The following is a 22,748-nucleotide window of genomic DNA, read 5'->3' on the forward strand; positions in this document are numbered from 1 at the left end:
GCCTGCCGGTAGGTACCGGCGAACAACCGGACCTCGGAGGCCTCGATGGACAACAGACAACGCTGGGTGCTCACGCTGACCTCGGTCGCGGCACTCATGGTCATGCTCGACATGCTGGTGGTGACCACCGCGCTCGACGCGATCCGCCGCACCCTCGGCGCGAGCATCACCGGCCTGGAATGGACGGTGAACGCCTACACGCTCAGCTTCGCGGTGTTCCTGATGACCGCGTCGGCGCTGGGTGACCGGTTCGGCCGGCGCCGGCTGTTCGTCGCCGGGCTGGCGGTGTTCACGGTCGCGTCGGCCGCGTGCGCCCTCGCGCCGGGTATCGGCGGGCTGGTCGCGGCGCGCGCGGTGCAGGGCGTCGGCTCGGCGATGATCATGCCGCTGGCGTTTTCCCTGCTCTCGGCCGCTTTCCCGCCGGCACAACGGGCGAAGGCACTCGGGCTCTTCAGCGCGGTGACCGGGCTCGCGACGCTCGGCGGGCCGCTCGTCGGCGGTGCGATCGTGCAGGGGCTGAGCTGGCAGTGGATCTTCTGGCTCAACGTGCCGCTCGGCCTGGTGGTGATCCCGCTCGTGCGCGCCCGCGTGCCGGAGAGCACGGGGGCACCCGCACGCCTGGACTTCCCCGGTCTCGCGCTGGTGAGCGGGGCGGCCCTGGGCGTCGTGTGGGCGCTGGTGCACGGCAACGGCCACGGCTGGGACCGGCTCGACGTGCTCGGCCCGCTCGCGGGCGGGATCGCCCTCGCGATCGGCTTCGTCTGGTGGGAACGGCGTTCGCCGGCCCCGATGCTGCCGATGCGGCTGTTCCGCTCGCGGGCGTTCTCCGCGGGCAACGCGAGCGGTTTCCTGCTGTACGGCTCGATTCTCGCCGCGGCGTTCTTCCTGCCGCAGTTCTTCCAGGTGGCGCTCCACTTCGGACCGTTGCGGGCCGGGCTGGCGCTGGTGCCGTGGACCATCACGCTGTCGCTGGTGGCCCCGTTCGCCGCGGCGCGGATCGCCCGGTTCGGCGAGCGGCCGCTGCTCGCGGGTGGCCTGCTGCTGCAGGCGGCCGGGTTCACCTGGATCGCACTGATCGCGAGCCCGGCGACGGCGTACGTGTTGTTCGTGCCGCCGCTGGTGCTCGCCGGCGCCGGGGTGTCGATGGCGATGCCGGCGGCGCAGCACGCGGTGATCAACTCGGTCGCGCCGGCGGAGATCGGGAAGGCGTCGGGCGCGTTCAACACGGTCCGCCAGCTGGGCGGCACGTTCGGCGTGGCGATCGTGGCCGGGGTGTTCACCGCGACCGGCGGCTACGCTTCGCCCGAGCTGTTCAGCGCGGGGTTCGGCCCGGTGCTCGGGACCGCGGCGGCGTTCTCGCTCGCGGCGGCGGTCGCGGGGTTGTGGTTGCCGGGGCGGCGGGAGAAGAGTGAAGTGGCCGAGCCGGTTCTGGAGGTTTCCCGATGACAGTGCCGCCCACGGACTTCGCCGAGCGCGCCGACCCGTACCGCCGGGAGCTCCTGGCCTACTGCTACCGCCTGCTCGGCTCGATCCACGACGCCGAGGATCTGGTGCAGGAGACCTACCTGCGGGCCTGGCGCGCGCATTCGGACTTCGACGAGCGGCGCGCCTCGCTGCGGACCTGGCTGTACCGGATCGCGACCAACGCCTGCCTGACCGCGCTCGAGGGCCGGGGCCGCCGGCCCCTGCCCTCGGGGCTCGCCGGCCCGGTCTCCGCGGTCGGCGAGCAGCTGGACTGGGACGCGGAAACCCCGTGGCTGCAACCGTTTCCGGGCGATCCGGCGACGCTCGCCGAGTCCCGCGAGAGCATCCGGATCGCGTTCGTCGCGGCCCTGCAGCACCTGCCGGCCCGGCAGCGCGCGGTGCTGATCCTGCGGGACGTGCTGGCGTGGCGGGCGGCGGAGGTCGCGGCGTTGCTCGACACCACGACGGCGGGGGTGAACAGCGCGCTGCAACGTGCCCGCACGCAGCTCGCCGAGCTCACCCCCGCCGAGGTGGCGGAACCACCCGAGGCGGAACGCCGGGCGGTACTCGAGCGGTACGTCGCCGCGTTCATCGACGGCGACGTGGCCGGGCTGGCGGCGCTCCTGCGTGACGACGTCACGATGGAGATGCCGCCGTACCCGATGTGGTTCTCCGGCATCGATGCCGTACGAAGGTTCCTGGAACCGCGAGTGCGTCCCGGCCGCTGGCGCGCACAGCAGGTGCTGGTCAACGGCGAACCCGGGATGGCAGGATATGTGCTGCGCGACGGCGTCTACCGGGCGCACGCGCTGCACACGCTGACGATCACCAAGACGGGTATCGCGGCGATCTGCGCGTTCCAGGAACCCGCACTGTTCGGGACGTTCGGGCTGCCTCAGGCTGCGAGCTGACCGATGGTCCGCTCGGGAGTCTCGCGGCCGGTGTACATCGCCCAGATCTCGTCGGCGAGGTAGCCCGGCTCGACGCGTTCGGGCTCGGGCCCGCCCTGGCTGTCGAAGATCTTCTCGGCGTCGCTTTCCCTGATCAGCGCGCCGATGGTGATCGCGCCGATGTAGACACCCTCACCGGCCAGCTCCTGGTGCAGGCTGAGCGCGTAGTTGCGCAGGCTCGCCTGGGCGGCCCCCGCCCCGCCCAGGCGCGGCATCGGGTTGCGCGAGGACGAGCCCAGCCCGTAGATCACCGCGCCGTTGCCCTGCGCCCGCATGTGCGGCAGCACCTTCAGGGTCAGCGACAGCGGGGCGAGGGTGATCCGTTCGAGCGTGGCGCGCATGGTGTCCACGTCGACGTCCCCGACGGACCGGATCCCGTCCATGTCGAGGAACCCGTTGAGCACGGCGACGTCGACCGGGCCGATCCGCTGGATCAGATCGGCGTGCCCGTTCAGGTCGGCCAGGTCCGCCGTGATCCCGGTCGCCTTGACCCCCTGGGCCGCCAGATCGTCCACAAAGGACTTCAGCCTGCCGCTATTCCTTGCCACGAGTGCGATGTCGAAGCCTTCCCGGCCGAAGCGGCGGGCTGTGGCCAGGCTCATCCCCGGTCCCGCACCGAAGATCGCGAGTGTCGGCATGATGTGTTCCTTTCGGTAGGTTGAGTTCAGGCGGCGAGCTGACCGACGGTGTGCTCGGCGGCCTCGCGGCGGGTGTACATCGCCCAGGTCTCGTCGGCGAGGTAGGCGGGTTCGACCCGTTCGGGCTCGAACCCGCGCCTCGCGGCGGGGTCCGTGTCGAACACCTTCTCGGCGTCGCTGTGCCTGACCAGCGCACCGATGGTGAGCACTCCGATGTAGACGCCCTGGCCGGCCAGCTCCTGGTTGAGGGCGAGCGCGTAGTTGCGCAGGCTCGCCTGCGCGGCGCCCGATCCGGCCAGCGACGCGACGGGGTGGCGCGCCGGCGCGCCCAGCCCGTAGATCACCGCGCCGTTGCCCTGGGCCCGCATGTGCGGCAGGAGCAGGCGGGTCAGCGACAGTGGTGCCAGCACCGTCCCGTCGAGCCCCCGGCGCATGCTCTCCACGTCGATGTCCTGGACGGGCCGGATCGACTCGTGGCCGACGTAGGCGTTGACGACGGCGACGTCGACCGGGCCGATCTGGTCGACGAGTTCCGCGTGCCCGCTCCGGTCGCTCAGGTCCGCGGCCAGGCCCTCCGCCTTGATCCCGTCGGCCACGAGTTCGTCCACAAAGGACTCCAATCGGTCAGGACTCCTTGCCACGAGGGCGATGTCGAACCCTTCCCGGCCGAAGCGGCGAGCCGTGGCGAGGCCTCGCCCGGGTCCCGCGCCGAAGATCGCGAGTGTCGGCATGACGTGCCCCTTCCCAGTAAGTTGAGCTTTCCCTCAAGTTCTACCCTAAGTTGAGGAGATGCTCAAGTTTTCTATACTGGAGTCATGCCGGTCGAATCACGCCCGCTGCGCCGGGACGCCCAGCGCAACCGCGAGCTACTACTCGCGGCCGCGCGGGAGGTGTTCGGCGCCAAGGGGCTCGAGGCGCCGCTGGACGAGATCGCGCGCCGGGCCGGGGTCGCGATCGGCACGCTGTACAACCGGTTCCCGACGCGCGCCGAGCTGATCGACGCCACGTTCGCCGAGCCGGTCGGGCGCTGGGTGACGATCGGCGAGGAGGCGCTGGCCGAGCCGGATCCGTGGGACGGCATCGTGCAGTACGTCGTGCGCTCGTGCGAGCTGCATTCGATCGACCGCGGCCTGACCCAGGTCTGCACGGAGTCATACCCGGACGCGCCCGGCATCGAAGCCGCGAAACTGCGGTCGTGGGACGTGCTGGTGCGCCTGGTCGCCCGCGCCAAGGACGCGGGCGTGCTACGCGCGGACGCCGAGCCGAGCGACCTGCCGATGGCCGTCGTGGCGGCCAGCCGGATCGCGGAGCTGGAGTCCGATCCGGACCGCTGGCGGCGCCACATCCGCTACGTGCTGGACGGGCTGCGCGCAGACAAAAGGCGGGCCACCCGCAGGTGACCCGCCTCGTGCGGAATGCTCAGTCTTCGTCTTCTTCGTCGTCCTCGCGCGGGGCGCGATAGGGGTCGGGGTCGCCGGCGTGCTGGGCACCCGCCGACCGGCGGGCCACCTCGGCGTCGGCCTCGCGGGCCTTCGCCAACAGCTCCTCGATCTGTTGCGCCGTCTCGGGAATCTTGTCCGCGACGAACGTCAGCGTCGGGGTGAAGCGAACCCCGGTGCCCGCCCCGACCTTGCTGCGCAGCACCCCGCGCGCCGAATCGAGAGCCGCCGCGGCGCCCGCGAAGTCCGGAGTGGACTCCAGGTTCTCCCCCAGCACCGTGTAGTACACGGTCGCGTCGTGCAGATCCGCCGTCACCCTGGTGTCGGTGATCGTGACATTGTCGAGCCGCGGGTCCTTGATCTCGTGCTCGATGGCCGAAGCCACGATCTGCGAGATCCGCTTGGACAGCCTCCGCGCACGCGCCGGATCGGCCATCATCTCCTACTTTCTCGTCGTACTAGTCATCCTCGGGCCCGAGGAGGCGGCGGTGCGCCGACAGCAGCTCCAGCTCGGGCCTGCCGGCGACGAACCGCTCGCACTCGTCGAGCACGTCACGGACATGCTCGCCGTCGGCGGCGACCGCCGCGACTCCGAGCAGGGCCCGCCGGTGCAGATCCAGGTGCCCAGCCTCGGCGACCGCCACCTCGAACCGCTTGCGCAGCTCGGCGACCAGTGGCCGGACGATCGAACGCTTCTGCTTCAGCGACCGGACGTCGCCGAGCAGCAGGTCGAATTCGAGCGCTCCAATGAACAAATGACGTTCCCTCAGGCGAAACCCGGGGCCGATCCGACTGGACCGGCCCCGGGTGATCCTCTACCTACGCACGCGGCTTTTCGCGCTGCTCGTACGTCTCGACCACGTCGCCGACCTTGATGTCGCTGTAGGAGCCCAAGGTCAGACCGCACTCGTAGCCCTCGCGGACCTCGACCACGTCGTCCTTGAACCGCCGCAGCGAACTGACCGGCAGGTTCTCGGCGACGACCACGTCGTCGCGCAGGAGCCGGGCCTTGGCGTTGCGCCGGATCTCGCCCGAGGTGACCAGGCAACCGGCGATGGTGCCGAACTTCGAGGACTTGAAGACCTCGCGGACATCCGCCTTGCCGAGTTCGACCTCTTCGTACTCCGGCTTGAGCATGCCCTTGAGCGCCTGCTCGATCTCCTCGATCGCCTGGTAGATCACCGTGTAGTACCGGACGTCGACGCCCTCGCGGTTGGCCCGCTCGGTCGCCTTGCCCTGGGCCCGCACGTTGAACCCGAGCACGATCGCGTCGGACGCGGTGGCCAGGTCGATGTCCGACTCGGTCACCCCACCGACACCGCGGTGCACCACGTTGAGCTCGACCTCGTCGCCCACGTCCAGCTGCAGCAAGGACGCTTCGAGTGCCTCGACGGTACCCGAGTTGTCGCCCTTGATGATCAGGTTGAGGGTCGAGGTCTCCTTCAGCGCGGAGTCCAGGTCCTCCAGGCTGACCCTCTTCCGCCGCGCCGCGTTCTGGGCGTTGCGGATCCGGGCCTGGCGCCGCTCGGCGATCTGCCGGGCGACCCGGTCCTCCTCGACGACCAGGAACGTGTCCCCGGCGCCTGGCACCGAGGTGAACCCGATGACCTGCACCGGACGTGAGGGCAGCGCCTCCGTGACGTCCTGGTTGTACTCGTCGACCATCCGCCGCACACGGCCGTACGCGTCCCCGGCGACCACCGAGTCACCGACGCGCAGCGTGCCGCGCTGCACCAGCACCGTGGCCACCGGGCCGCGGCCGCGGTCCAGGTGTGCCTCGATCGCGACGCCCTGGGCCTCCATCGCCGGGTTGGCCCGCAGGTCCAGCGCCGCGTCCGCGGTCAGCAGGATCGCTTCGAGCAGCCCGTCGATGTTGATGTTCTCCCGCGCGGAGATGTCGACGAACATGGTGTCGCCGCCGTACTCCTCGGCCACCAGCCCGTACTCGGTGAGCTGCTGCCGGATCTTCTGCGGGTTGGCGCCTTCCTTGTCGATCTTGTTGACCGCCACCACGATCGGCGCGCCCGCCGCCTGGGCGTGGTTGATCGCCTCCACCGTCTGCGGCATCACGCCGTCGTCGGCGGCGACCACCAGCACCGCGATGTCACTGGACTGCGCACCACGGGCACGCATCGCGGTGAACGACTCGTGACCCGGGGTGTCGATGAACGTGATCAGCCGCTCCGTGCCGTCGAGCGCGGTCTCGACCTGGTACGCGCCGATGTGCTGGGTGATGCCACCCGCCTCGTTCTCGCGCACCTTCGTCTTGCGGATGGTGTCCAGCAGGCGGGTCTTACCGTGGTCGACGTGACCCATGACGGTCACGACGGGCGGCCGGACCTGCAGGTCCTCCTCGTCACCGGCGTCCTCGCCGTAGGTGATGTCGAAGGTCTCCAGCAGCTCGCGGTCCTCCTCCTCGGGGCTGACCACCTGCACGGTGTAGTTCATCTCCGAGCCGAGCAGCTCGAGGATCTCGTCGGACACCGACTGGGTGGCCGTCACCATCTCACCGAGGTGGAACAGCACCTGCACCAGCGAAGCCGGGTTCGCGTCGATCTTCTCCGCGAAGTCGGTCAGCGAGGCACCACGCGGCAGGCGGATCGTCTCGCCGCTGCCCTTGGGCAGCCGGACACCGCCGACGCTGGGCGCCTGCATGTTGTCCATGTACTCCTGGCGCTTCTGCCGCTTCGACTTGCGGCCCTTGCGCGAGGGACCACCGGGACGGCCGAAGGCACCGGCCGTGCCGCCGCGGCCACCGCCGCCACGCGGGCCACCGCCGCCACCACGGAAACCGCCGCCACCGGCGGGCGCGCCACCGCCGCCACCACCGGGGCCGCCACGGTAACCACCGCCGCCGCCACCGCCACCGGGGCCGCCGCCGCGGTAACCACCGCCGCCGCCACCACCGGGACCGCCACGACCGGCGCCACCGGGACCACCACGGCCCGCACCGGCACCGGCACCACCGCGGCCACCGCCGCCGCCGGGACCACCGCGGCCACCACCGGGACCGGAGGGACGCTGCGTGCGGCCGGGCATCATGCCCGGGTTCGGGCGCGGCGGCATGTTGCCGGGGTTCGGCCTGCTGCCGCCACCGGGACGCGGCGCGGACGGCCGGTCGCCGCCGGAGCGCTCGCCACCGGGCCGCTCACCACCGGGACGGGGGCCACGGTCGCTGCCGGGGCCGCCGCCGGGACGCGGCGCGCCAGGACGCGGCGCGGGCGCACCCGAGCCGACACCGAACGGGTTGTTGCCGACCCGCGGGGTGCGCGGACCGGGCTTGGGGCCGCCGGGCTTGGGGCCCTGCGGTTTCGGGGGCACGACGGAACCGCCGCCGGACTGCGGCGCCGCCGGAGCGGGCCGCGGGGTCTGCGGCTGGGGCTTCTTCGGCTGTGCGTCCGGGCCTGCCTTGGCGGCCGGCACCTGCGGCTGCTGCGGCTGTTGTTGTTGCTGCGGCTGCGGTTGCTGCTGCGGACGGGGCCGCTCCTGCTGCGGCGCCGGGGCCGGGGCCGGAGCCGGCCGCGGGCCGGGACGCGGGCCGGGCATCGCGCCAGGGCGCGGCCGGTCCTTGGAGCTGTCCGCGGTGCGCGAAGGCGCCGGGGCGCCACCGTTGCCGTTCGACGGGCCGGGGACCGGTTTGCGGCCGCCGGATTTCCCACCGGGCTTGCCGCCGGCGGTGAACGCGTCACGCAGCCGCCGGGCAACGGGTGCCTCGACGGTGGATGACGCGGATTTGACGAACTCGCCCTGCTCCTTGAGCTTGGCGAGAACTTCCTTACTGGTGACACCGAGCTCTTTCGCGAGCTCGTGCACGCGGGCCTTGCCTGCCACTGCTCTCCTCAACTGGTGAGGCCAGCCGGCGGTAAGGGACCCGCTGACCTCGTCCTATCGTCGCGCGTTCATGGCTTCAGCTTCACGGCTGACTCATGACGGGTCGACCTGCTTCCTTCGTTTCGTCCCGGGAGGGGGTCCGTCCCCCGCCCGTTCAATCGGCGGTGCGCCCGAGGTAGCGGCGCACGACCGTCACGTCGAGTGTCCCAGAGCTTCGTAACGCTCTGGGAAACGCCCGGCGCCGTTCGGCCTTGGTGAGGCAGCCGGGTTCGGGATGCAACCAGGCACCCCGGCCCGGAAGCCGCCGACGCTCGTCGACGACCACCTGCCCATCCGTTGCGACCACTCGCAGCAACTCACCGACCGAAGCCCGCTTCCGGCAGCCCACGCACATCCGGACCGGAGCCTCCCGATGTCCTTCGCGTGTGCCTGCCCGATGCGGGCTTCCGACCATCGTCGAGTCTAGCTCCTGGCCTGTCACTCAGCCGAACCGGTTGTCGCAGGCCGTGGTGTCGTGTCGGACTCACCGGCCGCGTCGCTGCGGATGTCGATCCGCCAGCCGGTGAGGCGGGCGGCGAGGCGGGCGTTCTGGCCCTCCTTGCCGATCGCCAGTGACAGCTGGAAATCGGGCACCACGACGCGGGCCGTCTTCGCCCGCTCGTCCACCACGGTCACCGATACAACCTTCGCCGGCGACAGCGCATTCCCTACGAAACGGGCCGGATCCTCGGAGTAGTCGATGATGTCGATCTTCTCCCCGGCCAGCTCGCTCATCACGTTGCGCACCCGCGCGCCGACCGGCCCGATGCAGGCACCCTTGGCATTGACGCCCGGCACGGTGGAACGCACCGCGATCTTGGACCGGTGCCCGGCCTCGCGCGCGACCGCCGCGATCTCCACGGTGCCGTCGGCGATCTCGGGCACCTCCAGCGCGAACAGCTTGCGCACCAGGTTGGGATGCGTGCGGGACAACGTGATCGACGGGCCGCGGCTGCCGCGGGACACCGTCACCACGTACGCCTTGATCCGGCTGCCGTGCTGGTAGGACTCGCCGGGCACCTGCTCGGCCGAGGGCAGCACGCCTTCGATGTCGCCGACCTGGACGATCACCATGCCGCGCGCGTTGGCGCGGGCGTCACGCTGGATGACCCCGGCGACGATCTCGCCTTCCTTGGCCGAGAACTCGCCGTAGGTCTTCTCGTGCTCGGCGTCGCGCAGGCGCTGCAGGATGACCTGGCGGGCGGTGGTGGCGGCGATCCGCCCGAAGCCCTCGGGCGTGTCGTCCCACTCCTCGTCCACCTCGCCCTCTTCGGTCAGGGTGTGCGCGAGGACGCGCACGTACCCGGTCTTGCGGTCCACGTCGATCCGGGCGTGCGGCTGGTGGCCTTCGGTGTGCTTGTAGGCGGTCAGCAGCGCGGTCTCGATGGCCTCGATGACGGTATCGAAGGGGATGTCCTTGTCCCGCTCGATCGCGCGCAGCGCGGCGATGTCCACGTTCACTTCGGCTCCTCCTCCGTCCCGGTGGAGTTGATCATCCCCGAGGCGTCTTGCTCCAGCAGTTTCAGGTCCTCCGTCGGCGGTTGCTTGAACTCGATCTCGATGACCGCCCTGGCCACGTCGCGGTAGCGTACGTCGCGGATCTCGCCCTCGACGAGCACGCGCGCCGCGTCCGGGCCGGCGTATCCGACCCGGCCGAGGAAGCCGCCGCCCTCGTGCGGGCTGATCCGGACCAGCCGGAACTTCGCGCGCCGCCAGTGCCGCGCCAGGGTGAGCGGGCGTTCCACCCCCGGCGAGGTCACTTCGAGGGTGTAGGCGCCCTCGACCAGATGGTCGTGGGAGTCCAGCACGGCCGACACGGCGCGGCTGCACTCCGCCACCTCGTCGAGCCCGATGCCGTCGTCGGCGTCCACGACGACCTTCACCAGCTTGCGCCGCCCCGCCTGCTGCACTTCGAGCGCGTCGAGGTCGAAACCAGCACCGGCCACCGCCTCGGCCACGATCGGCTCGAGTTTGCCGGCGAGTTCTCCTGGCACCTTGGCGCTCTCTCTCCTGTTGGATCGTCGGTCAGCGTGATTGTCACTGAGGGTCCAGCTTAACTTGCCAACCCCCGTCACCGCCCGTGGTCATCGCAGCCCTGGCAGGATGGCGCGACGTGAGCCCCCGTACCCGTCGCGACGTCCTGCGGCTGAGCGCGCTGGCGGCCATGGCCGTCCCGCTCGCCGCGTGCAAATCCGGCTACTCGAACGAGCCCGACCCGCTGGTGCCGCTCGCCGAGCAGGCGACCGCCGACGCGGCCGCGGCGAACGCGATGGCGTCCGGATCGTCCATGGAGGCCGGTCTCGCCCGGCAGGTCGCGGCGGCCCGGGCGCAGCACGCGCAGGCACTGCAAGCGGAGGTGGACCGGCTGAACCGGCCGAAGACCGCTGTGCAGGTCGTGAACCCCGGCGGCAGCGGGCTCACCGCGCTCAAGCAGCGGCTCGCGACCGCGCGTACCCAGGCCGAGCAGCTGGTGCCCGGGCTGGAGCGGTACCGGGCGGGCCTGGTCGCCGCGGTCGCCGCCGGCTGCGCGGGACTGCAGCAGCTGGACGACCGGATCGGGCCGGGTGCCGAGCCGGGGCCCGTCACGCCGATCCCGTCCGTGCCGGCCGAAGCGGTCGGCCCGCTGCAGAAGGCGCTCGACGCCGAGCACGCCGCGGTGTGGGTGTACGGGCTGGTCAGCGCGTTCCTGCCGGCGAACTACAACGCCGGCGTCGCGGACGGGGCGCACGAGCACCAGGATCGCCGCGACGCGTGCGTGCGAATGCTCGACGCCGCCGGGGCGACCCCGGACGGGCCGCAACCCGCTTACGTGACACCGAAACCGGTCACGGACGGGACTTCGGCGAAGAGCGTCGTGGCGACCGCGGAGTCCGACGCGGCGACAGCCTGGGCGGGCGTGCTCACCGGCACCGACGACACGGCACTGCGGACGGTCGCGCTGACCGCCATGCTGGGCTCGGCCCGCCGCGGCACCCGCTGGCGCCAGGCGGCCGGCGAGTCGCCGGCGGTCCTGGCTCTCATCGGGATGCCGGCCACCTAGCTCGTTGCCGGCCACGCCAGCGCGCCGGATCGGATGCGGTTAATCGTGGCGTCCAGCCAGGCGCGTTCGTGCCCGAGTTGATCGAGGTAGTAGTGCGTCTCGATCATGTGCAGTTCGGGGAGGTCTGCGGCCGCGTCGAGGGCCTGGGTGAGGCGAGCTTCCTCATGCTGGACGCGGTCGGCCCTGGTGTGCAGTGCGGTCGCGGCCGCGGCGGGCGCGAGGATGCCGAGGTAGGCGATGGCCGTCATGAACGCGGTCCGGTCGGCCAGGTCGCCCTTCTGGAGCTCATGGTCCACACGGTCCGCGAGAGCGCGCTGGCCCGCGGCGGTAAGGAGGAATTCCTGCCGGGCCGCGCCGCGTGACCCGGGGCGTTCCGGACCCCGAGGTAGGGGTAGCGCTCGCGCAGGTCGCTGAAGAGCGCGTAGGCGTGCCGGGGACGCTCGGCGAGCAGTCCGAGGATCGGCAGCACGAGCGGGTTGGCGAGCGCGTTGGTCGGTGAGGAGTTCGCGATGGTGTTCGGAGTGTGGCCGGGTGTCGTCGCGGCTGACCTGGTGGAGCTGACCCCACTGGAGACGCCGCCGGAGGACGTGGCGCGCACCCGCGACGCGTTGGCTCGTTTGCAGGGTGATGCCGCGGAGTTCGCCATCCGCTGCTACCGGCACTTCCGGGGAGCGGGAGCACCGGAGCCCGGGGTGGCTGCCGCGCCGGCCGATCCAGGGCAGTACCTCGGGCGGGGGCGGCTCATCGACCTCGTGGCGTGCTACCGGGCCACGACACCCGATCCGGTTGGGTACGCCGAATTCGTCCGGCAAGCCGTCCGCGACGTAGCCGCCTGGGGTGGCGGGAAGGTGCAGGTCGGGGAGGAGCTCAACGTGCCGGCCCCACTGGACGGCGGTTTCCCGGGCTGCTTCGAGGCGGTCGCCGCGGGCGTGGCCGCCGGCCTCGATGAACGCGACCGGCTCGGGGCAAGCATCGGCATCGGCGTGAACGGCGCCGGCGTGGCCGACCCGGCGTTCTGGGCCAGGATGGTCCGCGCCCTGGGCCCGGGCTCCGCGAGCCGGCTCGACTTCATCGGCCTCGGCATGTTCCCCGATGTCTTCCGTCCGATCCCGGAAGACAAAGTCGCCGGGGGCGCCCAATTCCTCGTCCGGACTCTGCGCTCGGTCACCCTCGAAGCCGGGATCTCCGCGCGCACGCGTCCTGCGGTCCGTCGCGGAAGCCGTACTGGCGACCGGCGAGGTGAGCGTTTACGAGTTCTTCTCACTCCGCGACGGCATCAGCGACGGCAACTGGCAGAACGGATTCGGGCTCCTCCACGACGACTACACACCCAAACCCGCGTTTGACGCCGTTCGGCGACTGATCGACGCCTGCTAGCCGTCAGTCGCGGCTGCGCCGCCCGATGAGCATCCGGTACACGAGCAGGATGATCAGCGAGCCGAGGATCGCCAGCCCCCAGGTACGCAGGTCGAAGAACCGGCCGAGTTCGACGTGGAAGAGGGTCTTGCCGACCCAGCCGCCGACGAACGCGCCGCCGATGCCGAGCAGGATCGTGATGATGCAGCCACCAGGGTCCTTTCCCGGCATGAGTGCCTTGGCGATGAGACCGGCGATCAGGCCGAGCACGATCCAGCTGATGATGCCCACAAACTGTCCTTCCGTTGGCGGTCACTGGCCGCACAGGATGACAGATCGCTAGCCGACCTGTGGGGCGAGGGCGAGGGCTTCGGTGTCGACGCGGGTCAGCGTGGTCTGGTCCTGCTTGCCGCCGAAGAACGCGGACAGCACGATCGCCAGCCGGTTGCCCTCGGCCCGTGCGGCGTACTTGCCGTCCAAGAGCTTGGGCGCGCCGGAGATCTTCGCGGTGCCGTCGGTGACGAGGTCGTTGATGTTGCCGGTGCCGTCGCGGTCCGCGATCGCCTTGAGCTCCTTCGCCTCGTCCGACGTGGAAGTCTTCACCACCACGACCGACACGAGCACCTTCGTGCCGCCGGCGGTGGTCGTGTACAGCGCGCGGGACAGGCCGAGGCACGGGTGCGCGCCGAGCCACTTCTTGACCTCGCCGGTGGACTTCGCTGTGCAGTCGGTGGCGGCGACCGGCCCTTCGGCCGCGGTGAAGGCGAACTCCTTGGCCGGTGCCTGCGCGACGGGTGCGGCGGGCTCGTGGCGGATCAGCCACCAGACGAGCCCGGCCACCACCGCGACGGCGACCAGGCCGAGCGCCTTGAACAGCCGGGACCGGCCGCGCACGGGATCCGCCGGGATCCGGGGCAACGGTGCGGTGCCGCCGTGGGCCGGCGGGTACTGCGGAGCAACCACGAGGAAGCACCGTACCCGGCCGCCCCGGGTCCCGTGCCCCGAATGGGGATCATGTCACTGCGCGCAGCACCTGCTCCACGTCACCGAGCGTGTTGTACAGGTGGAATCCGACCCGTGCCTTCCCCGCGCGGGCGCTCGCGATGACCCCGGCCGCCCGCAGCCGTTCGGTGTCGGCGTCGACGGACACGATCGCCGAGCCGCGGGCCGGCAGGCCGAGCCCGGCCAGGAACGCGTCGGCGAGCTGGACGCAGTGCGCCCGCACGGCGTCCAGGTCCAGCGAAGCCACGTACGGCAACGCGACCGCGGCGCCGACATGGGCCATCCACACCGGCGACAGGTCGTACCGGCGGGCGCCGGCGGCCAGCCGCAGCGGGAGGCCGTACAGCGACTGCCACGGGTCCTCCCCCGCGTACCAGCCCGCGCTGACCGGCCGGCCGCGTTCGAGCGCCCGCGGGTGCACCGCGAGCCACGCCGAGCCGCGCGGCGACATCAGCCACTTGTAGCCGACGGCCACCACCCAGTCGGCCCAGTCCAGCCGCAGCGGCAGCCAGCCCGCCGCCTGGCTCGCGTCGAGCAGGACGGGCACGTTCGCGGCCTCGCTCGCTGCCCGCAGCGCGTCCAGGTCGACCATGGCGCCGTCGGCCGACTGCACGACGCTCACCGCGACGAGGTCGTGTCCCTCCACCGAGGATGGCAGGTCCGCCAGCGGTACTTCGGTGACGGTCACGCCGGGTACGGCCGCGAACGGGAAGGTGACGCTGGTGAACTCCCCCGCCGCGACGAGCACGCGCGCGCCCGCGGGGAGCCCGGCCGCGACCACGCTCAGCAGCTGCGAAGCCGAGGCACCCACCGCGATCCGGTCCACCGGCACGCCCAGCACGTCCGCGATGCCCTGGCGGGCGAGCGCGACCGGCTCGTCGAAGTCGCCCGGCACCGCCGCGCCGCGCCGCCAGCTCTCGACCGACGCGGCGAGTTCGTCGGCCACGTGTGCGGGCGGGACACCGATGCTGGGGGTGTTGAGGTAGCCGTCGCGGATGTCGAACTTGGCTCCGAAAGCGATGCGCATACGGTCCACTCTGCCCGGACTCTAAGCCAACTCACAGCCGCTGGATGGTTCGCTTGTCAGGGTGAGCCCGCAAACTGGTGTCGTGCGCCAAGATCGTCCGCGCTGGACCACGCGCGCCGCCGTGCTGCTGCCCAGCCCGTCGGCGACCCCGTTCACCTTCTGGTACCTCGCCCTGCTCCTGGTGACGACGATCCTGCAGCGCGCCGTCGGCGAGTCGGTCTCGGCGAAGCTGCTCGCCGGTGCCAGCACGGACGCGCACAACCTGTGGCACCGGCCGATCGCGAGCCTGATCAGCAGCGCGCTGTGGATCGATGACGGCGGCTGGCTGGTGTACGTGCTGATCTTCGCGCTCGCGGTCGCCCCGCTGGAGCGCCGGATCGGCGCGGGCTGGACGTTCGCGGTGTTCGCGAGCGGGCACGTCCTCGCGACGCTCGCGACGGAACTGCCGGTGATGATCGCGCTGCAGCACGGCTGGCTGCCCGCGGCCGACGCGCGCTGGCTCGACATCGGGGTCAGCTACGGGTTCTTCGCGACGGCCGGAGCGTTGGTGCCGATCCTCGGCAAGCGGGCGCGGGTCGCCGCGGTGCTGCTGATCGAGCTGCTCATCGTGGTGATCTACCTCACGGACGAGCCGGGTTCGCTGCTGTCGATCGTGACCGTCGCGGGGCACGCGATCGCCGCGCATATCGGCATGCTGGGCTGGTTGCCGTGGTTGCGGCGGCGCGGATTGGTGGGCACGTTGCGGTTCCGGCCGCCGCACCGGGCGGCCGCGGAAGACGGGGTTCGCCCGGACGCTCCCTTGGCCGGATCGGCCGCGCGATAGACGATGTCGGTATGCGGTGGCTTGAACTCGAAGGGGCGGCGAACGCCCGTGACGTGGGCGGGCTGCCCACAGCCGACGGCCGGACGATCGCGGAACGCACGCTGCTGCGCGCCGACAACCTCCAGGGCCTGACTCCCAGCGACATCAAGCTCCTCGTCGAGGATCTCGGCCTGAGCACGGTCGTGGACCTGCGCAGCAGCCATGAGGTCGAGGCCGAAGGGCCGGGGCCGCTGCGGGCGGTCAGCACGGTGCGGCACGTGCACCTGTCGATGCTGCTCGAACAGCAGACCTCGGAGGAAGCGCTCTTCGCGCGGCGCGAGCGGGCGCTGGCGCGCTATCCCGACGACCCGATGTGCGCGCTGTACCTGGGTTATCTGGAGGACCGCCCGGAGAACGTGGTCGCCGCGCTGCGCACGATCAGCGAGTCGCCGAGCGCCGCGCTCGTGCACTGCGCCGCGGGCAAGGACCGGACCGGCGTGGTGGTCGCGCTTTCGCTGACCATCGCCGGCGTGGCGCGTGAGGTCGTGGTCGAGGACTACGCCGCGAGCGGCACCCGGATCGCCGGTGTGCTCGCGCGGCTGCGGGCTTCGCCCACGTACGCGCCGGATCTGGCGCGGCGCGGTGGCGGGGACGACATCCACCGCCCCCTCGCGGAGACGATGGACGCGTTCCTCAGCGAGGTCGACCGCCGCTACGGCGGCGTGCTCCCCTGGCTCGGCGACCACGGCTTCGGCGAGCCCGAAGTCACCCGCCTCCGCACCAAGCTGGTCGCCTGACCCTCCCGGCGTGTTGGCGCCCCGCGCGGGCGTGTTGGCGCCCCACGTCGGTGATTTGGCTCGCCACGAGCAAAGTCACCGACGTGAGCGGCAAACACGCCGACGTGACGGGCAAACACGCCGGGGCGGGGGCGCTAGTCGGGGCCCGCGTCGACGAAGCGGGCCAGTAGGGCTTCGAGGGTGTCCAAGTCGTCGGCGCTGAACTCGCGGAACAGCTCGCGGGCCGCCTTGCCCGCCAGCTGGTGGGCGGTGGCGAAGGCGTCCTCCCCCGCCCGCGTGAGCGTCAGCTCCGCCACGCGCTTGTCGGTCCTGGATCGCGTGCGCGTCAGGTAGCCGAGCTGCTCCAGGTCCTCGACCGTGCGCACCATGCCGGCCTTGTCGCTGCCGGTCTCGGCGATCAGGTCGCGCTGGGTCGAGACGCCGTCGCGCTCGATCAGCAGCAGCACCCCGAAGTGCTTGCCCGTCAGCCCGAGCGGCGCGAGGGCGTCGTTCAGCGCGCTCGCGGCACGCCGGTGCGACTGGCGCAGCAGCAGGCCGAGCCGGATCGGCGGACGTGGTGTCGGCATCGGCCCATCCTATGTTAGATTCATTTGAAACCGATTCATTTGAATCTACCTGGAGGGGGACTCCTTGACTGCGACGGAAATCGCGCCGCCACGCTGGCCGCTGCACGTCTTCCGGGTGACCTCGGTCGTGAGCGCGGTGATGCTGTTCGACCAGGCCGTCTTCGCCGGCCAGTTCCTGTCCGGCAGCTTCGGTTCGCTGCAGGTCCACCGGGACAACGCGACCTACGCGGGCATCTCGGTGCTCGTCTCGGCGGTCGCCGGGGTGCTGGTGCGGTGGCCCGGCCGGGGGCCGTGGTGGCCGCTGCTGGGGTGCCTGGGCATCTTCGCGATGGTCGCGCTGCAGATCGTGCTGGGTTTCGCGCGACTGCTGACCGTGCACGTGCCGCTGGGGGTCGCGACGATCCTGCTCGCCGCCGCGCTGGCCGTCCGGGCGTGGCGCCGGTGAGCGGGCTGAGCCGTCGCGCGTTCGTCCGCGCCGGGCTGGCCGCCGGGGTGGGACTGGGCATCGGCGTCCCGCTCGGCCTCGGCGCGAGCGGTTCGGCCAGCACCGGCACCGTCCTGCGCAGCGGGCTGCCGTTGCCGACCGCGTTCACCCGGCCGCTCCCGGTCCCGCCGGTGCTGGCACCGGTGCGCCGCGACGCGAGCACCGACCACTTCGAGATCACGCAGGCCCGCGCGATGGTGTCGCTCCTGCCGGGCGTGCGCACGGAAATCTGGGGCTACAACGGGATTTTCCCCGGTCCCACGATCGTCAGCCGCCGCGGCCGGACGACCGTGGTCCGGCACCGGAACCTGCTGCCGGTGCCCACCGTGGTGCACCTGCACGGCGGCCGGACCCCGCATGACAGCGACGGCTACCCGATGGACCTCCACCCGCCGCTGTCCACAACGGACTACACGTATCCGCTCGACCAGCGCGCCGCGGCACTCTGGTACCACGACCACCGGATGGACTTCACCGGCCCGGGCGTGTGGCGCGGGCTGGCGGGTTTCCACCTGATCCGGGACGACGAGGAGGACGCGCTCGGGCTCCCAGCCGGTGCGCGGGAGCTACCGCTGATGCTCACCGACCGCAGTTTCGCCGCGGACGGTTCGCTGCGGTACCCGAGTCTCGACCCGACGCTGACGATGACGCCCGGTGTCACCGCCCCGTACATGGCGGGCGTGCTCGGCGACGTCATGCTGGTCAACGGCGCGCCATGGCCGCTCGCGGACGTCGACGGCGCGCAGTACCGGCTGCGGGTCCTCAATGCCTGCAACGCGCGCCGCCTCGACCTGCGGCTCGACCCCGGCGGCTCACTGACCCAGATCGGCACCGACGGTGGCCTGCTCGCCACCCCGGTGCACCACGACCACTTCGAACTGGCGCCCGCGCAACGTCTCGACGCGATCGTGGACTTCTCCGCCTACCGGCCGGGCACGGAAGTCACGCTGGTCAACGACTTCGGCGCGGGACGGATGGGCGAGGTGCTGCGGTTCCGCGTCGGCGAGCGCGCGCCGGACCGGTTCCGGCTGCCGGACCGGCTCTCGGCCATCGAACCGCTCGGCCCGCCGGTGGTGACCCGGACGATGCGCTTCGCGTACGAGGGTGCGAGCCGCGGCTGGACGATCAACGGCCAGGGGTTCGGCACGGACGTGATCGCGGCGCGTCCCGCGCTCGGCACGACCGAGGTGTGGCGGCTGATGACCGACTTCCACCATCCGGTGCACCTGCACCTGAACCCGTTCCAGGTGCTCTCCCGCGGGATCACCGGCCCGGGCGAGTTCGACGCGGGCTGGAAGGACACGATCGACCTGCGCCCGGCGGAGGAGGCGGCGATCGCCGTGCGGTTCGACGGCTACCGCGGCAAGTACGTGTTCCACTGCCACAACCTCGAACACGAGGACATGATGATGATGGCGAACTTCGAGGTCGTGTGAGCCTCAGCCGAGGAACTCCGCGGTCGTGCCGGCGAGCGGGATCTCGGGCAGGCCGAGCTTCCGGTGGTCCCACGAGCGCACCCGCTTCGGGTCGACGCGGATCGCGACGCGCTTGTTCATCATCGCCTCGACGGCCGGCTTCACCTCGTCGGTGTACGGGCCGGTGTAGCGCTCCCACACGCTGACGCCGACGCGCCAGGTCTCGCCGGGATCGTCGCTGATCACCGCCTGGCCCTCGATCGAGACCCCGCGCAGCTTGTCGTAGGTTTGCCCGTCCTCGATCAGCACGGTGATCCGGTCGTCGCGGCGGAGGTTGACCGCCTTCTGCGACTTGGCCTTCGTCTCGAACCAGATCTGCCCGTCCACCACGGCGTACCACATCGCGACGAGATGCGGCATCCCGTCCGGCCCGAGGGTCGCCATCGTCGCGACCCGGCTGCGCGTCACGAACCGCGCGATCTCGTCGTCGGTCATGCGGATCTGCGCGCGCTGGTTCTCACCCATGGTCACCGGTCCAGGAGGTTCAGGATGGCCAGGATCGTCGCGGCCATCGTGGCGGGGTCGCCGTCGCCGGGGCGGAGCACGACTTCCGGCGCGGCGGGCGCCTCGTACGGGTCGTCGATCCCCGTGAAGCCGCGGATCTCGCCGGCCCGGGCGCGCGCGTACATGCCCTTCGGGTCACGCGCCTCGCACACCGCCAGCGGGGTGTCCACGAAAACCTCCACAAAGGACAGTCCGGCGTCGGAATGCGCGGCCCTGGCCTTCGCCCGGTCCGCGCGATAGGGACTGATCAACGACACTATCGCCACGGTCCCGGCGTCGGCAAACAGCTGGGCGACGGCCGCCACCCGGCGCACGTTCTCGGCCCGGTCCTCAGGCCTGAACCCGAGGTCGGCGTTGAGCCCGTGCCGCAGGTTGTCCCCGTCGAGCAGGTACGCGGGCCGCCCGGCGGTGATGAGCAGGCGTTCCAGCTCGGCGGCGACGGTCGACTTGCCCGAGGCCGAGAGCCCGGTCAGCCACACCGTCAGCCCGCGCGTCGGCCGCTCGTCGCGCGTCACGGTGGCGGCGTGCCAGACGACGCGCGTCGCCGCGCCGGTGATCATCCCGGCCGCGACGGTGTTGTTCGTGGTGTCGTCGACGAGGACGAAGCCGCCGGTCGCGCGGTTGCGGCGGTACGGGTCGAACAGCACCGGCTGCCGGGTGCGCAGCTGGACCCGGCCGATCTCGTTGAGCGCCAGGGAGTTCGCGGACTCGTCGCGGTGCAGCGTAGTGACGTCGAGCCGGTATTCGAGCGAGCGGACCTCGACCGTGGTCGCGCGCGTGGTGTGCCGCATCGTGTAGGTCGCGCCGGGGCTGAGCGCCGAGCGGTCGGCGAACCAGCAGACCATCGCGTCGAGGTCCTGGCCGGTGTGCGGGCGGTTGCCCGGTCGGCAGATCAGGTCCCCGCGCGCGACGTCGAGTTCGTCGGCCAGCTCGACCGTGACCGCCTGCGGGGCGAACGCCTCGGTGATCGCTTTCCCGCCGGGGCCCCAGATCGCCCGGACACTCGAACGGAATCCGGACGGCAGCACGAGAACCTCGTCGCCGGGCTTGAACACGCCACCGGAAACCGTGCCCGCGTAACCGCGGAAGTCCCGGTTTTGTTGGCGGATCACGTACTGCACCGGGAACCGGGCGTCGATCAGGTTGCGGTCGGAGGCGACATGCACCTCTTCGAGATGGTGCAGCAACGGCGCGCCTTCGTACCACGGCATGCTCGCGCCGCGGTGCACGACGTTGTCGCCGTGCAGCGCGGAAACCGGCACGAACGTCAGGTCCGGCACGTCGAGTTTCATCGCGAACCGGCGGAAGTCCTCGCGGATCTCCTCGAACCGTTCCCGCGACCAGTCGACGAGGTCCATCTTGTTCACGCACAATACGAGGTGCGGAATGCGCAGCAGGCTCGCGAGAAAGGCGTGCCGGCGCGATTGTTCGAGCACACCTTTGCGAGCGTCGACGAGCACGAGCGCGAGATCGGCCGTCGAGGCACCGGTAACCATATTGCGGGTGTACTGGATATGGCCGGGCGTGTCGGCGATGATGAATTTCCGGCGCGGGGTGGCGAAATACCGGTGCGCGACGTCGATGGTGATGCCCTGTTCGCGTTCCGCGCGCAGCCCGTCGGTGAGCAAGGCGAGATTGGGATATTCCTCGCCGCGGTCGCGGCTGGCACGTTCCACGGCGGCGAGCTGGTCGGTGAACAACGTCTTGGAATCGAAGAGAAGGCGGCCGATCAGGGTGGACTTGCCGTCGTCGACGCTGCCCGCCGTGGCGAGCCGGAGCAGTTCCTGGGCCATTTCAGAAATAGCCTTCCTTCTTGCGGTCTTCCATGCCCGCCTCGGAGATCCGGTCGTCGGCCCGGGTCGCGCCGCGCTCGGTGATCCGGGTCGCGGCGATCTCGGCGACCACCTCGGCGGGGGTGGCCGCCGTCGACTCGACGCAACCGGTGCAGGTCGCGTCACCGACGGTGCGGAAACGAACCGTTGCCTCGTAAGGATGTTCGCCGTCCAGCAGGGTCAGGTGCCGGGTGCGGGCGAGCAGCATCCCGTCCCGCTGCACGACCTCACGCCGGTGCGCGTAGTAGATCGAAGGCAGCTCGATTTCCTCGGCCGCGATATACGACCAGACGTCCAGCTCGGTCCAGTTCGACAACGGGAACACGCGGATATGCTCGCCTTTGCGGTGCCGGCCGTTGTAGAGATTCCACAGTTCCGGCCGCTGGTTACGCGGGTCCCATTGCCCGAACTCGTCACGGAAACTGAAGACCCGTTCCTTAGCCCGCGCTTTTTCCTCGTCGCGCCGGGCACCGCCGAAAACCGCGTCGAAAGCGTTTTCCCGGATGACTCTCAGGAGCGTGGCAGTCTGCAGCCGGTTGCGCGAGGCGCGCGGCCCGGTCTCTTCGACGACCCGTCCGGCGTCGATATCGTCCTGCACGCGGCCGACCAGCAGCCGCACCCCGAGCTTTTCCACCGTCCGGTCCCGGAATTCGAGCACCTCGTCGAAGTTGTGCCCGGTGTCCACATGCGACACTCCGAACGGCGGCGGCGCCGGCCAGAACGCCTTGATCGCCAGGTGCAGCAGGACGACCGAGTCCTTGCCGCCGGAGAACAGCAGCACGGGCCGCTCGAACGTCGCCGCCACCTCGCGGAACACGTGCACCGACTCGGCCTCGAGGGCGTCGAGGTGAGACAGCTCGTACGTGCTGGTCATGCGGAAAAATTAGAACACGTTCTTGCTTTCGGTCAATCCCCGGTCCATGCTGAGCTGCATGGACCTCGTCGCGCTCGAAGACATCAAACGGGTGAAGCACCGGTATCTCCGCTGCGTCGACCTCAAGCGCTGGGACGAGGTCGCGGACACGCTCGCGCCGGAGGCCACCGCCAGTTACGGCACCCCGACCTACGGCGAGCCCATCACGCTCGACGGCCGCGAAGCGATCACCGACTTCCTGCGCGACAAGCTCGGCGGCGCCATCATCACCACACATTTCGCGGTACAGCCCGAGATCGACATCGACGGTGACACCGCGACCGGGACCTGGCCGTTCGAGGACACCGTCATCGCCACCGAGCACCAGGTCGTGATCAAAGGCGCCGCGGTGTACGAAGACCGCTACCGCCGCTGCGAGGACGGGCGCTGGCGCATCACCCACACCGGCTACACCCGCACGTACGAGTTCATGCTGCCACTCAAGGACCTGCCGAGCCTCCGGTTCACCGCGAACCGCTGGGCCGAGAACGCGTTCTAACACAGATTGAGGGTGATTTGCGTGGCGGTGCGGGTGGCGGAACCTGAGGCGGCCCCTCGCTCCGGGATCGCCTCCTCATGAATGCCAATT

The 22,748-nt window shown here is 71.0% G+C and carries 26 protein-coding genes; 10 read left to right on the forward strand and 16 right to left on the reverse strand.

What is annotated here, in order from left to right; genetic code table 11:
• Positions 1 to 45 precede the first annotated feature (45 nt).
• Both LOZ83_RS17060 and LOZ83_RS17065 read left to right on the forward strand, forming a co-directional pair.
• A complete protein-coding gene (locus tag LOZ83_RS17060) occupies positions 46 to 1,446 on the forward strand; it encodes an MFS transporter (protein ID WP_236791751.1) in 1,401 nt (466 codons plus the stop codon).
• On the forward strand, positions 1,443 to 2,375 hold the full coding sequence (locus LOZ83_RS17065; RefSeq protein WP_236791752.1) for a sigma-70 family RNA polymerase sigma factor: 933 nt from the start codon (positions 1,443 to 1,445) through the stop codon (positions 2,373 to 2,375). Before LOZ83_RS17060 ends, LOZ83_RS17065 begins: the two co-directional genes overlap by 4 nt.
• Here the strand turns inward: LOZ83_RS17065 and LOZ83_RS17070 are convergent.
• Positions 2,360 to 3,052 (reverse strand): SDR family oxidoreductase, encoded by a 693-nt coding sequence (locus LOZ83_RS17070; protein WP_236791753.1) that lies wholly within the window; start codon positions 3,050 to 3,052, stop codon positions 2,360 to 2,362. The genes LOZ83_RS17065 and LOZ83_RS17070 overlap by 16 nt on opposite strands.
• A gap of 26 nt (positions 3,053 to 3,078) precedes the next feature.
• On the reverse strand, positions 3,079 to 3,783 hold the full coding sequence (locus LOZ83_RS17075; protein WP_236791754.1) for an SDR family oxidoreductase: 705 nt from the start codon (positions 3,781 to 3,783) through the stop codon (positions 3,079 to 3,081).
• 84 nt (positions 3,784 to 3,867) lie between these two features.
• On the opposite strand from LOZ83_RS17075, the gene LOZ83_RS17080 reads away from it, so the two are divergent.
• Positions 3,868 to 4,452, forward strand: a complete 585-nt coding sequence (locus LOZ83_RS17080; protein WP_236791755.1) for a TetR/AcrR family transcriptional regulator — start codon at positions 3,868 to 3,870, stop codon at positions 4,450 to 4,452.
• Between the two features lie 19 nt (positions 4,453 to 4,471).
• Here the strand turns inward: LOZ83_RS17080 and rbfA are convergent, their stop codons facing one another.
• The 6 genes from rbfA to rimP form a co-directional block, all read right to left on the reverse strand.
• Positions 4,472 to 4,927 carry a 30S ribosome-binding factor RbfA gene (gene rbfA / locus LOZ83_RS17085; RefSeq protein WP_236791756.1) on the reverse strand — a complete coding sequence of 152 codons (456 nt, stop codon included), beginning with the start codon at positions 4,925 to 4,927 and terminating at the stop codon, positions 4,472 to 4,474.
• A gap of 22 nt (positions 4,928 to 4,949) precedes the next feature.
• Positions 4,950 to 5,246: a DUF503 domain-containing protein gene (locus tag LOZ83_RS17090; RefSeq protein ID WP_236791757.1), complete on the reverse strand. Its 297-nt coding sequence runs from the start codon at positions 5,244 to 5,246 to the stop codon at positions 4,950 to 4,952.
• A gap of 64 nt (positions 5,247 to 5,310) precedes the next feature.
• On the reverse strand, positions 5,311 to 8,322 hold the full coding sequence (gene infB, locus LOZ83_RS17095; RefSeq protein WP_236791758.1) for a translation initiation factor IF-2: 3,012 nt from the start codon (positions 8,320 to 8,322) through the stop codon (positions 5,311 to 5,313).
• A gap of 154 nt (positions 8,323 to 8,476) precedes the next feature.
• Positions 8,477 to 8,776 (reverse strand): YlxR family protein, encoded by a 300-nt coding sequence (locus LOZ83_RS17100; protein WP_308190230.1) that lies wholly within the window; start codon positions 8,774 to 8,776, stop codon positions 8,477 to 8,479.
• Between the two features lie 23 nt (positions 8,777 to 8,799).
• Positions 8,800 to 9,822 carry a transcription termination factor NusA gene (gene nusA / locus LOZ83_RS17105; protein ID WP_236791760.1) on the reverse strand — a complete coding sequence of 341 codons (1,023 nt, stop codon included), beginning with the start codon at positions 9,820 to 9,822 and terminating at the stop codon, positions 8,800 to 8,802.
• Entirely contained in the window at positions 9,819 to 10,355 is a 537-nt protein-coding gene (gene rimP / locus LOZ83_RS17110) for a ribosome maturation factor RimP (RefSeq protein WP_236791761.1), read from the reverse strand. The genes nusA and rimP overlap by 4 nt, the downstream gene beginning before the upstream one ends.
• 119 nt (positions 10,356 to 10,474) lie before the next feature.
• Between rimP and LOZ83_RS17115 the strand changes: the two genes are divergently transcribed.
• Positions 10,475 to 11,401, forward strand: coding sequence for a ferritin-like domain-containing protein (locus tag LOZ83_RS17115; protein ID WP_236791762.1), 927 nt, complete (start codon positions 10,475 to 10,477; stop codon positions 11,399 to 11,401).
• Here LOZ83_RS17115 and LOZ83_RS17120 read toward each other — a convergent pair.
• Positions 11,398 to 11,697, reverse strand: a complete 300-nt coding sequence (locus LOZ83_RS17120) for a hypothetical protein (protein ID WP_236791763.1) — start codon at positions 11,695 to 11,697, stop codon at positions 11,398 to 11,400. The genes LOZ83_RS17115 and LOZ83_RS17120 overlap by 4 nt on opposite strands.
• A gap of 213 nt (positions 11,698 to 11,910) precedes the next feature.
• Here LOZ83_RS17120 and LOZ83_RS17125 point away from each other — a divergent pair, with 213 nt between their 5' ends.
• On the forward strand, positions 11,911 to 12,747 hold the full coding sequence (locus tag LOZ83_RS17125; RefSeq protein ID WP_236791764.1) for a hypothetical protein: 837 nt from the start codon (positions 11,911 to 11,913) through the stop codon (positions 12,745 to 12,747).
• Positions 12,748 to 12,781: 34 nt separating this feature from the next.
• On the opposite strand, the gene LOZ83_RS17130 is transcribed toward LOZ83_RS17125, so the two are convergent.
• Genes LOZ83_RS17130 through LOZ83_RS17140 form a run of 3 tightly spaced genes read right to left on the reverse strand, consistent with a single transcriptional unit; the run spans position 12,782 to position 14,786 of the window.
• A complete protein-coding gene (locus tag LOZ83_RS17130; RefSeq protein ID WP_236791765.1) occupies positions 12,782 to 13,048 on the reverse strand; it encodes a GlsB/YeaQ/YmgE family stress response membrane protein in 267 nt (88 codons plus the stop codon).
• Between the two features lie 48 nt (positions 13,049 to 13,096).
• Positions 13,097 to 13,720: a hypothetical protein gene (locus LOZ83_RS17135; protein WP_236791766.1), complete on the reverse strand. Its 624-nt coding sequence runs from the start codon at positions 13,718 to 13,720 to the stop codon at positions 13,097 to 13,099.
• Positions 13,721 to 13,769: 49 nt separating this feature from the next.
• Positions 13,770 to 14,786 carry an aminotransferase class V-fold PLP-dependent enzyme gene (locus tag LOZ83_RS17140; protein WP_236791767.1) on the reverse strand — a complete coding sequence of 339 codons (1,017 nt, stop codon included), beginning with the start codon at positions 14,784 to 14,786 and terminating at the stop codon, positions 13,770 to 13,772.
• Positions 14,787 to 14,868: 82 nt separating this feature from the next.
• Between LOZ83_RS17140 and LOZ83_RS17145 the strand changes: the two genes are divergently transcribed.
• Positions 14,869 to 15,609, forward strand: coding sequence for a rhomboid-like protein (locus LOZ83_RS17145; RefSeq protein WP_236791768.1), 741 nt, complete (start codon positions 14,869 to 14,871; stop codon positions 15,607 to 15,609).
• 11 nt (positions 15,610 to 15,620) lie between these two features.
• Positions 15,621 to 16,385, forward strand: a complete 765-nt coding sequence (locus tag LOZ83_RS17150; protein WP_236791769.1) for a tyrosine-protein phosphatase — start codon at positions 15,621 to 15,623, stop codon at positions 16,383 to 16,385.
• A 134-nt stretch (positions 16,386 to 16,519) separates the two neighbouring features.
• Here the strand turns inward: LOZ83_RS17150 and LOZ83_RS17155 are convergent, their stop codons facing one another.
• Complete coding sequence (locus LOZ83_RS17155) at positions 16,520 to 16,951, reverse strand: MarR family winged helix-turn-helix transcriptional regulator (protein WP_236791770.1); 432 nt, start codon at positions 16,949 to 16,951, stop codon at positions 16,520 to 16,522.
• 64 nt (positions 16,952 to 17,015) lie between these two features.
• On the opposite strand from LOZ83_RS17155, the gene LOZ83_RS17160 reads away from it, so the two are divergent.
• Both LOZ83_RS17160 and LOZ83_RS17165 read left to right on the forward strand, forming a co-directional pair.
• Positions 17,016 to 17,396, forward strand: coding sequence for a hypothetical protein (locus LOZ83_RS17160; protein WP_236791771.1), 381 nt, complete (start codon positions 17,016 to 17,018; stop codon positions 17,394 to 17,396).
• The gene (locus LOZ83_RS17165; RefSeq protein ID WP_236791772.1) at positions 17,393 to 18,871 is read left to right on the forward strand and encodes a multicopper oxidase family protein; all 1,479 of its coding nucleotides are present in this window, start codon (positions 17,393 to 17,395) and stop codon (positions 18,869 to 18,871) included. The genes LOZ83_RS17160 and LOZ83_RS17165 overlap by 4 nt, the downstream gene beginning before the upstream one ends.
• 3 nt (positions 18,872 to 18,874) lie before the next feature.
• Here LOZ83_RS17165 and LOZ83_RS17170 read toward each other — a convergent pair whose 3' ends face one another.
• From LOZ83_RS17170 to cysD, 3 genes are read right to left on the reverse strand one after another with little or no spacing between them, the layout of a single operon-like run.
• Positions 18,875 to 19,375 (reverse strand): pyridoxamine 5'-phosphate oxidase family protein, encoded by a 501-nt coding sequence (locus LOZ83_RS17170; protein ID WP_236792113.1) that lies wholly within the window; start codon positions 19,373 to 19,375, stop codon positions 18,875 to 18,877.
• A 2-nt stretch (positions 19,376 to 19,377) separates the two neighbouring features.
• Positions 19,378 to 21,207: an adenylyl-sulfate kinase gene (cysC, locus tag LOZ83_RS17175; RefSeq protein WP_236791773.1), complete on the reverse strand. Its 1,830-nt coding sequence runs from the start codon at positions 21,205 to 21,207 to the stop codon at positions 19,378 to 19,380.
• A gap of 1 nt (position 21,208) precedes the next feature.
• A complete protein-coding gene (cysD, locus tag LOZ83_RS17180; protein ID WP_236791774.1) occupies positions 21,209 to 22,120 on the reverse strand; it encodes a sulfate adenylyltransferase subunit CysD in 912 nt (303 codons plus the stop codon).
• A 58-nt stretch (positions 22,121 to 22,178) separates the two neighbouring features.
• Between cysD and LOZ83_RS17185 the strand changes: the two genes are divergently transcribed.
• The gene (locus tag LOZ83_RS17185) at positions 22,179 to 22,658 is read left to right on the forward strand and encodes a nuclear transport factor 2 family protein (RefSeq protein WP_236791775.1); all 480 of its coding nucleotides are present in this window, start codon (positions 22,179 to 22,181) and stop codon (positions 22,656 to 22,658) included.
• Positions 22,659 to 22,748: the final 90 nt, after the last annotated feature.

Source organism: Amycolatopsis sp. GM8 (assembly GCF_021653975.1).
Lineage (GTDB): Bacteria > Actinomycetota > Actinomycetes > Mycobacteriales > Pseudonocardiaceae > Amycolatopsis_E.

Coding starts and splice junctions, on each gene's coding strand:
- LOZ83_RS17060 (WP_236791751.1), top strand. CDS start 46: ATGGACAACAGACAACGCTGGGTGCTCACGCTGACCTCGGTCGCGGCA.
- LOZ83_RS17065 (WP_236791752.1), top strand. CDS start 1,443: ATGACAGTGCCGCCCACGGACTTCGCCGAGCGCGCCGACCCGTACCGC.
- LOZ83_RS17070 (WP_236791753.1), bottom strand. CDS start 3,052: ATGCCGACACTCGCGATCTTCGGTGCGGGACCGGGGATGAGCCTGGCC.
- LOZ83_RS17075 (WP_236791754.1), bottom strand. CDS start 3,783: ATGCCGACACTCGCGATCTTCGGCGCGGGACCCGGGCGAGGCCTCGCC.
- LOZ83_RS17080 (WP_236791755.1), top strand. CDS start 3,868: ATGCCGGTCGAATCACGCCCGCTGCGCCGGGACGCCCAGCGCAACCGC.
- rbfA (WP_236791756.1), bottom strand. CDS start 4,927: ATGGCCGATCCGGCGCGTGCGCGGAGGCTGTCCAAGCGGATCTCGCAG.
- LOZ83_RS17100 (WP_308190230.1), bottom strand. CDS start 8,776: ATGGTCGGAAGCCCGCATCGGGCAGGCACACGCGAAGGACATCGGGAG.
- LOZ83_RS17125 (WP_236791764.1), top strand. CDS start 11,911: ATGGTGTTCGGAGTGTGGCCGGGTGTCGTCGCGGCTGACCTGGTGGAG.
- LOZ83_RS17140 (WP_236791767.1), bottom strand. CDS start 14,786: ATGCGCATCGCTTTCGGAGCCAAGTTCGACATCCGCGACGGCTACCTC.
- LOZ83_RS17150 (WP_236791769.1), top strand. CDS start 15,621: ATGCGGTGGCTTGAACTCGAAGGGGCGGCGAACGCCCGTGACGTGGGC.
- LOZ83_RS17155 (WP_236791770.1), bottom strand. CDS start 16,951: ATGCCGACACCACGTCCGCCGATCCGGCTCGGCCTGCTGCTGCGCCAG.
- LOZ83_RS17170 (WP_236792113.1), bottom strand. CDS start 19,375: ATGGGTGAGAACCAGCGCGCGCAGATCCGCATGACCGACGACGAGATC.
- cysC (WP_236791773.1), bottom strand. CDS start 21,207: ATGGCCCAGGAACTGCTCCGGCTCGCCACGGCGGGCAGCGTCGACGAC.
- cysD (WP_236791774.1), bottom strand. CDS start 22,120: ATGACCAGCACGTACGAGCTGTCTCACCTCGACGCCCTCGAGGCCGAG.
- LOZ83_RS17185 (WP_236791775.1), top strand. CDS start 22,179: ATGGACCTCGTCGCGCTCGAAGACATCAAACGGGTGAAGCACCGGTAT.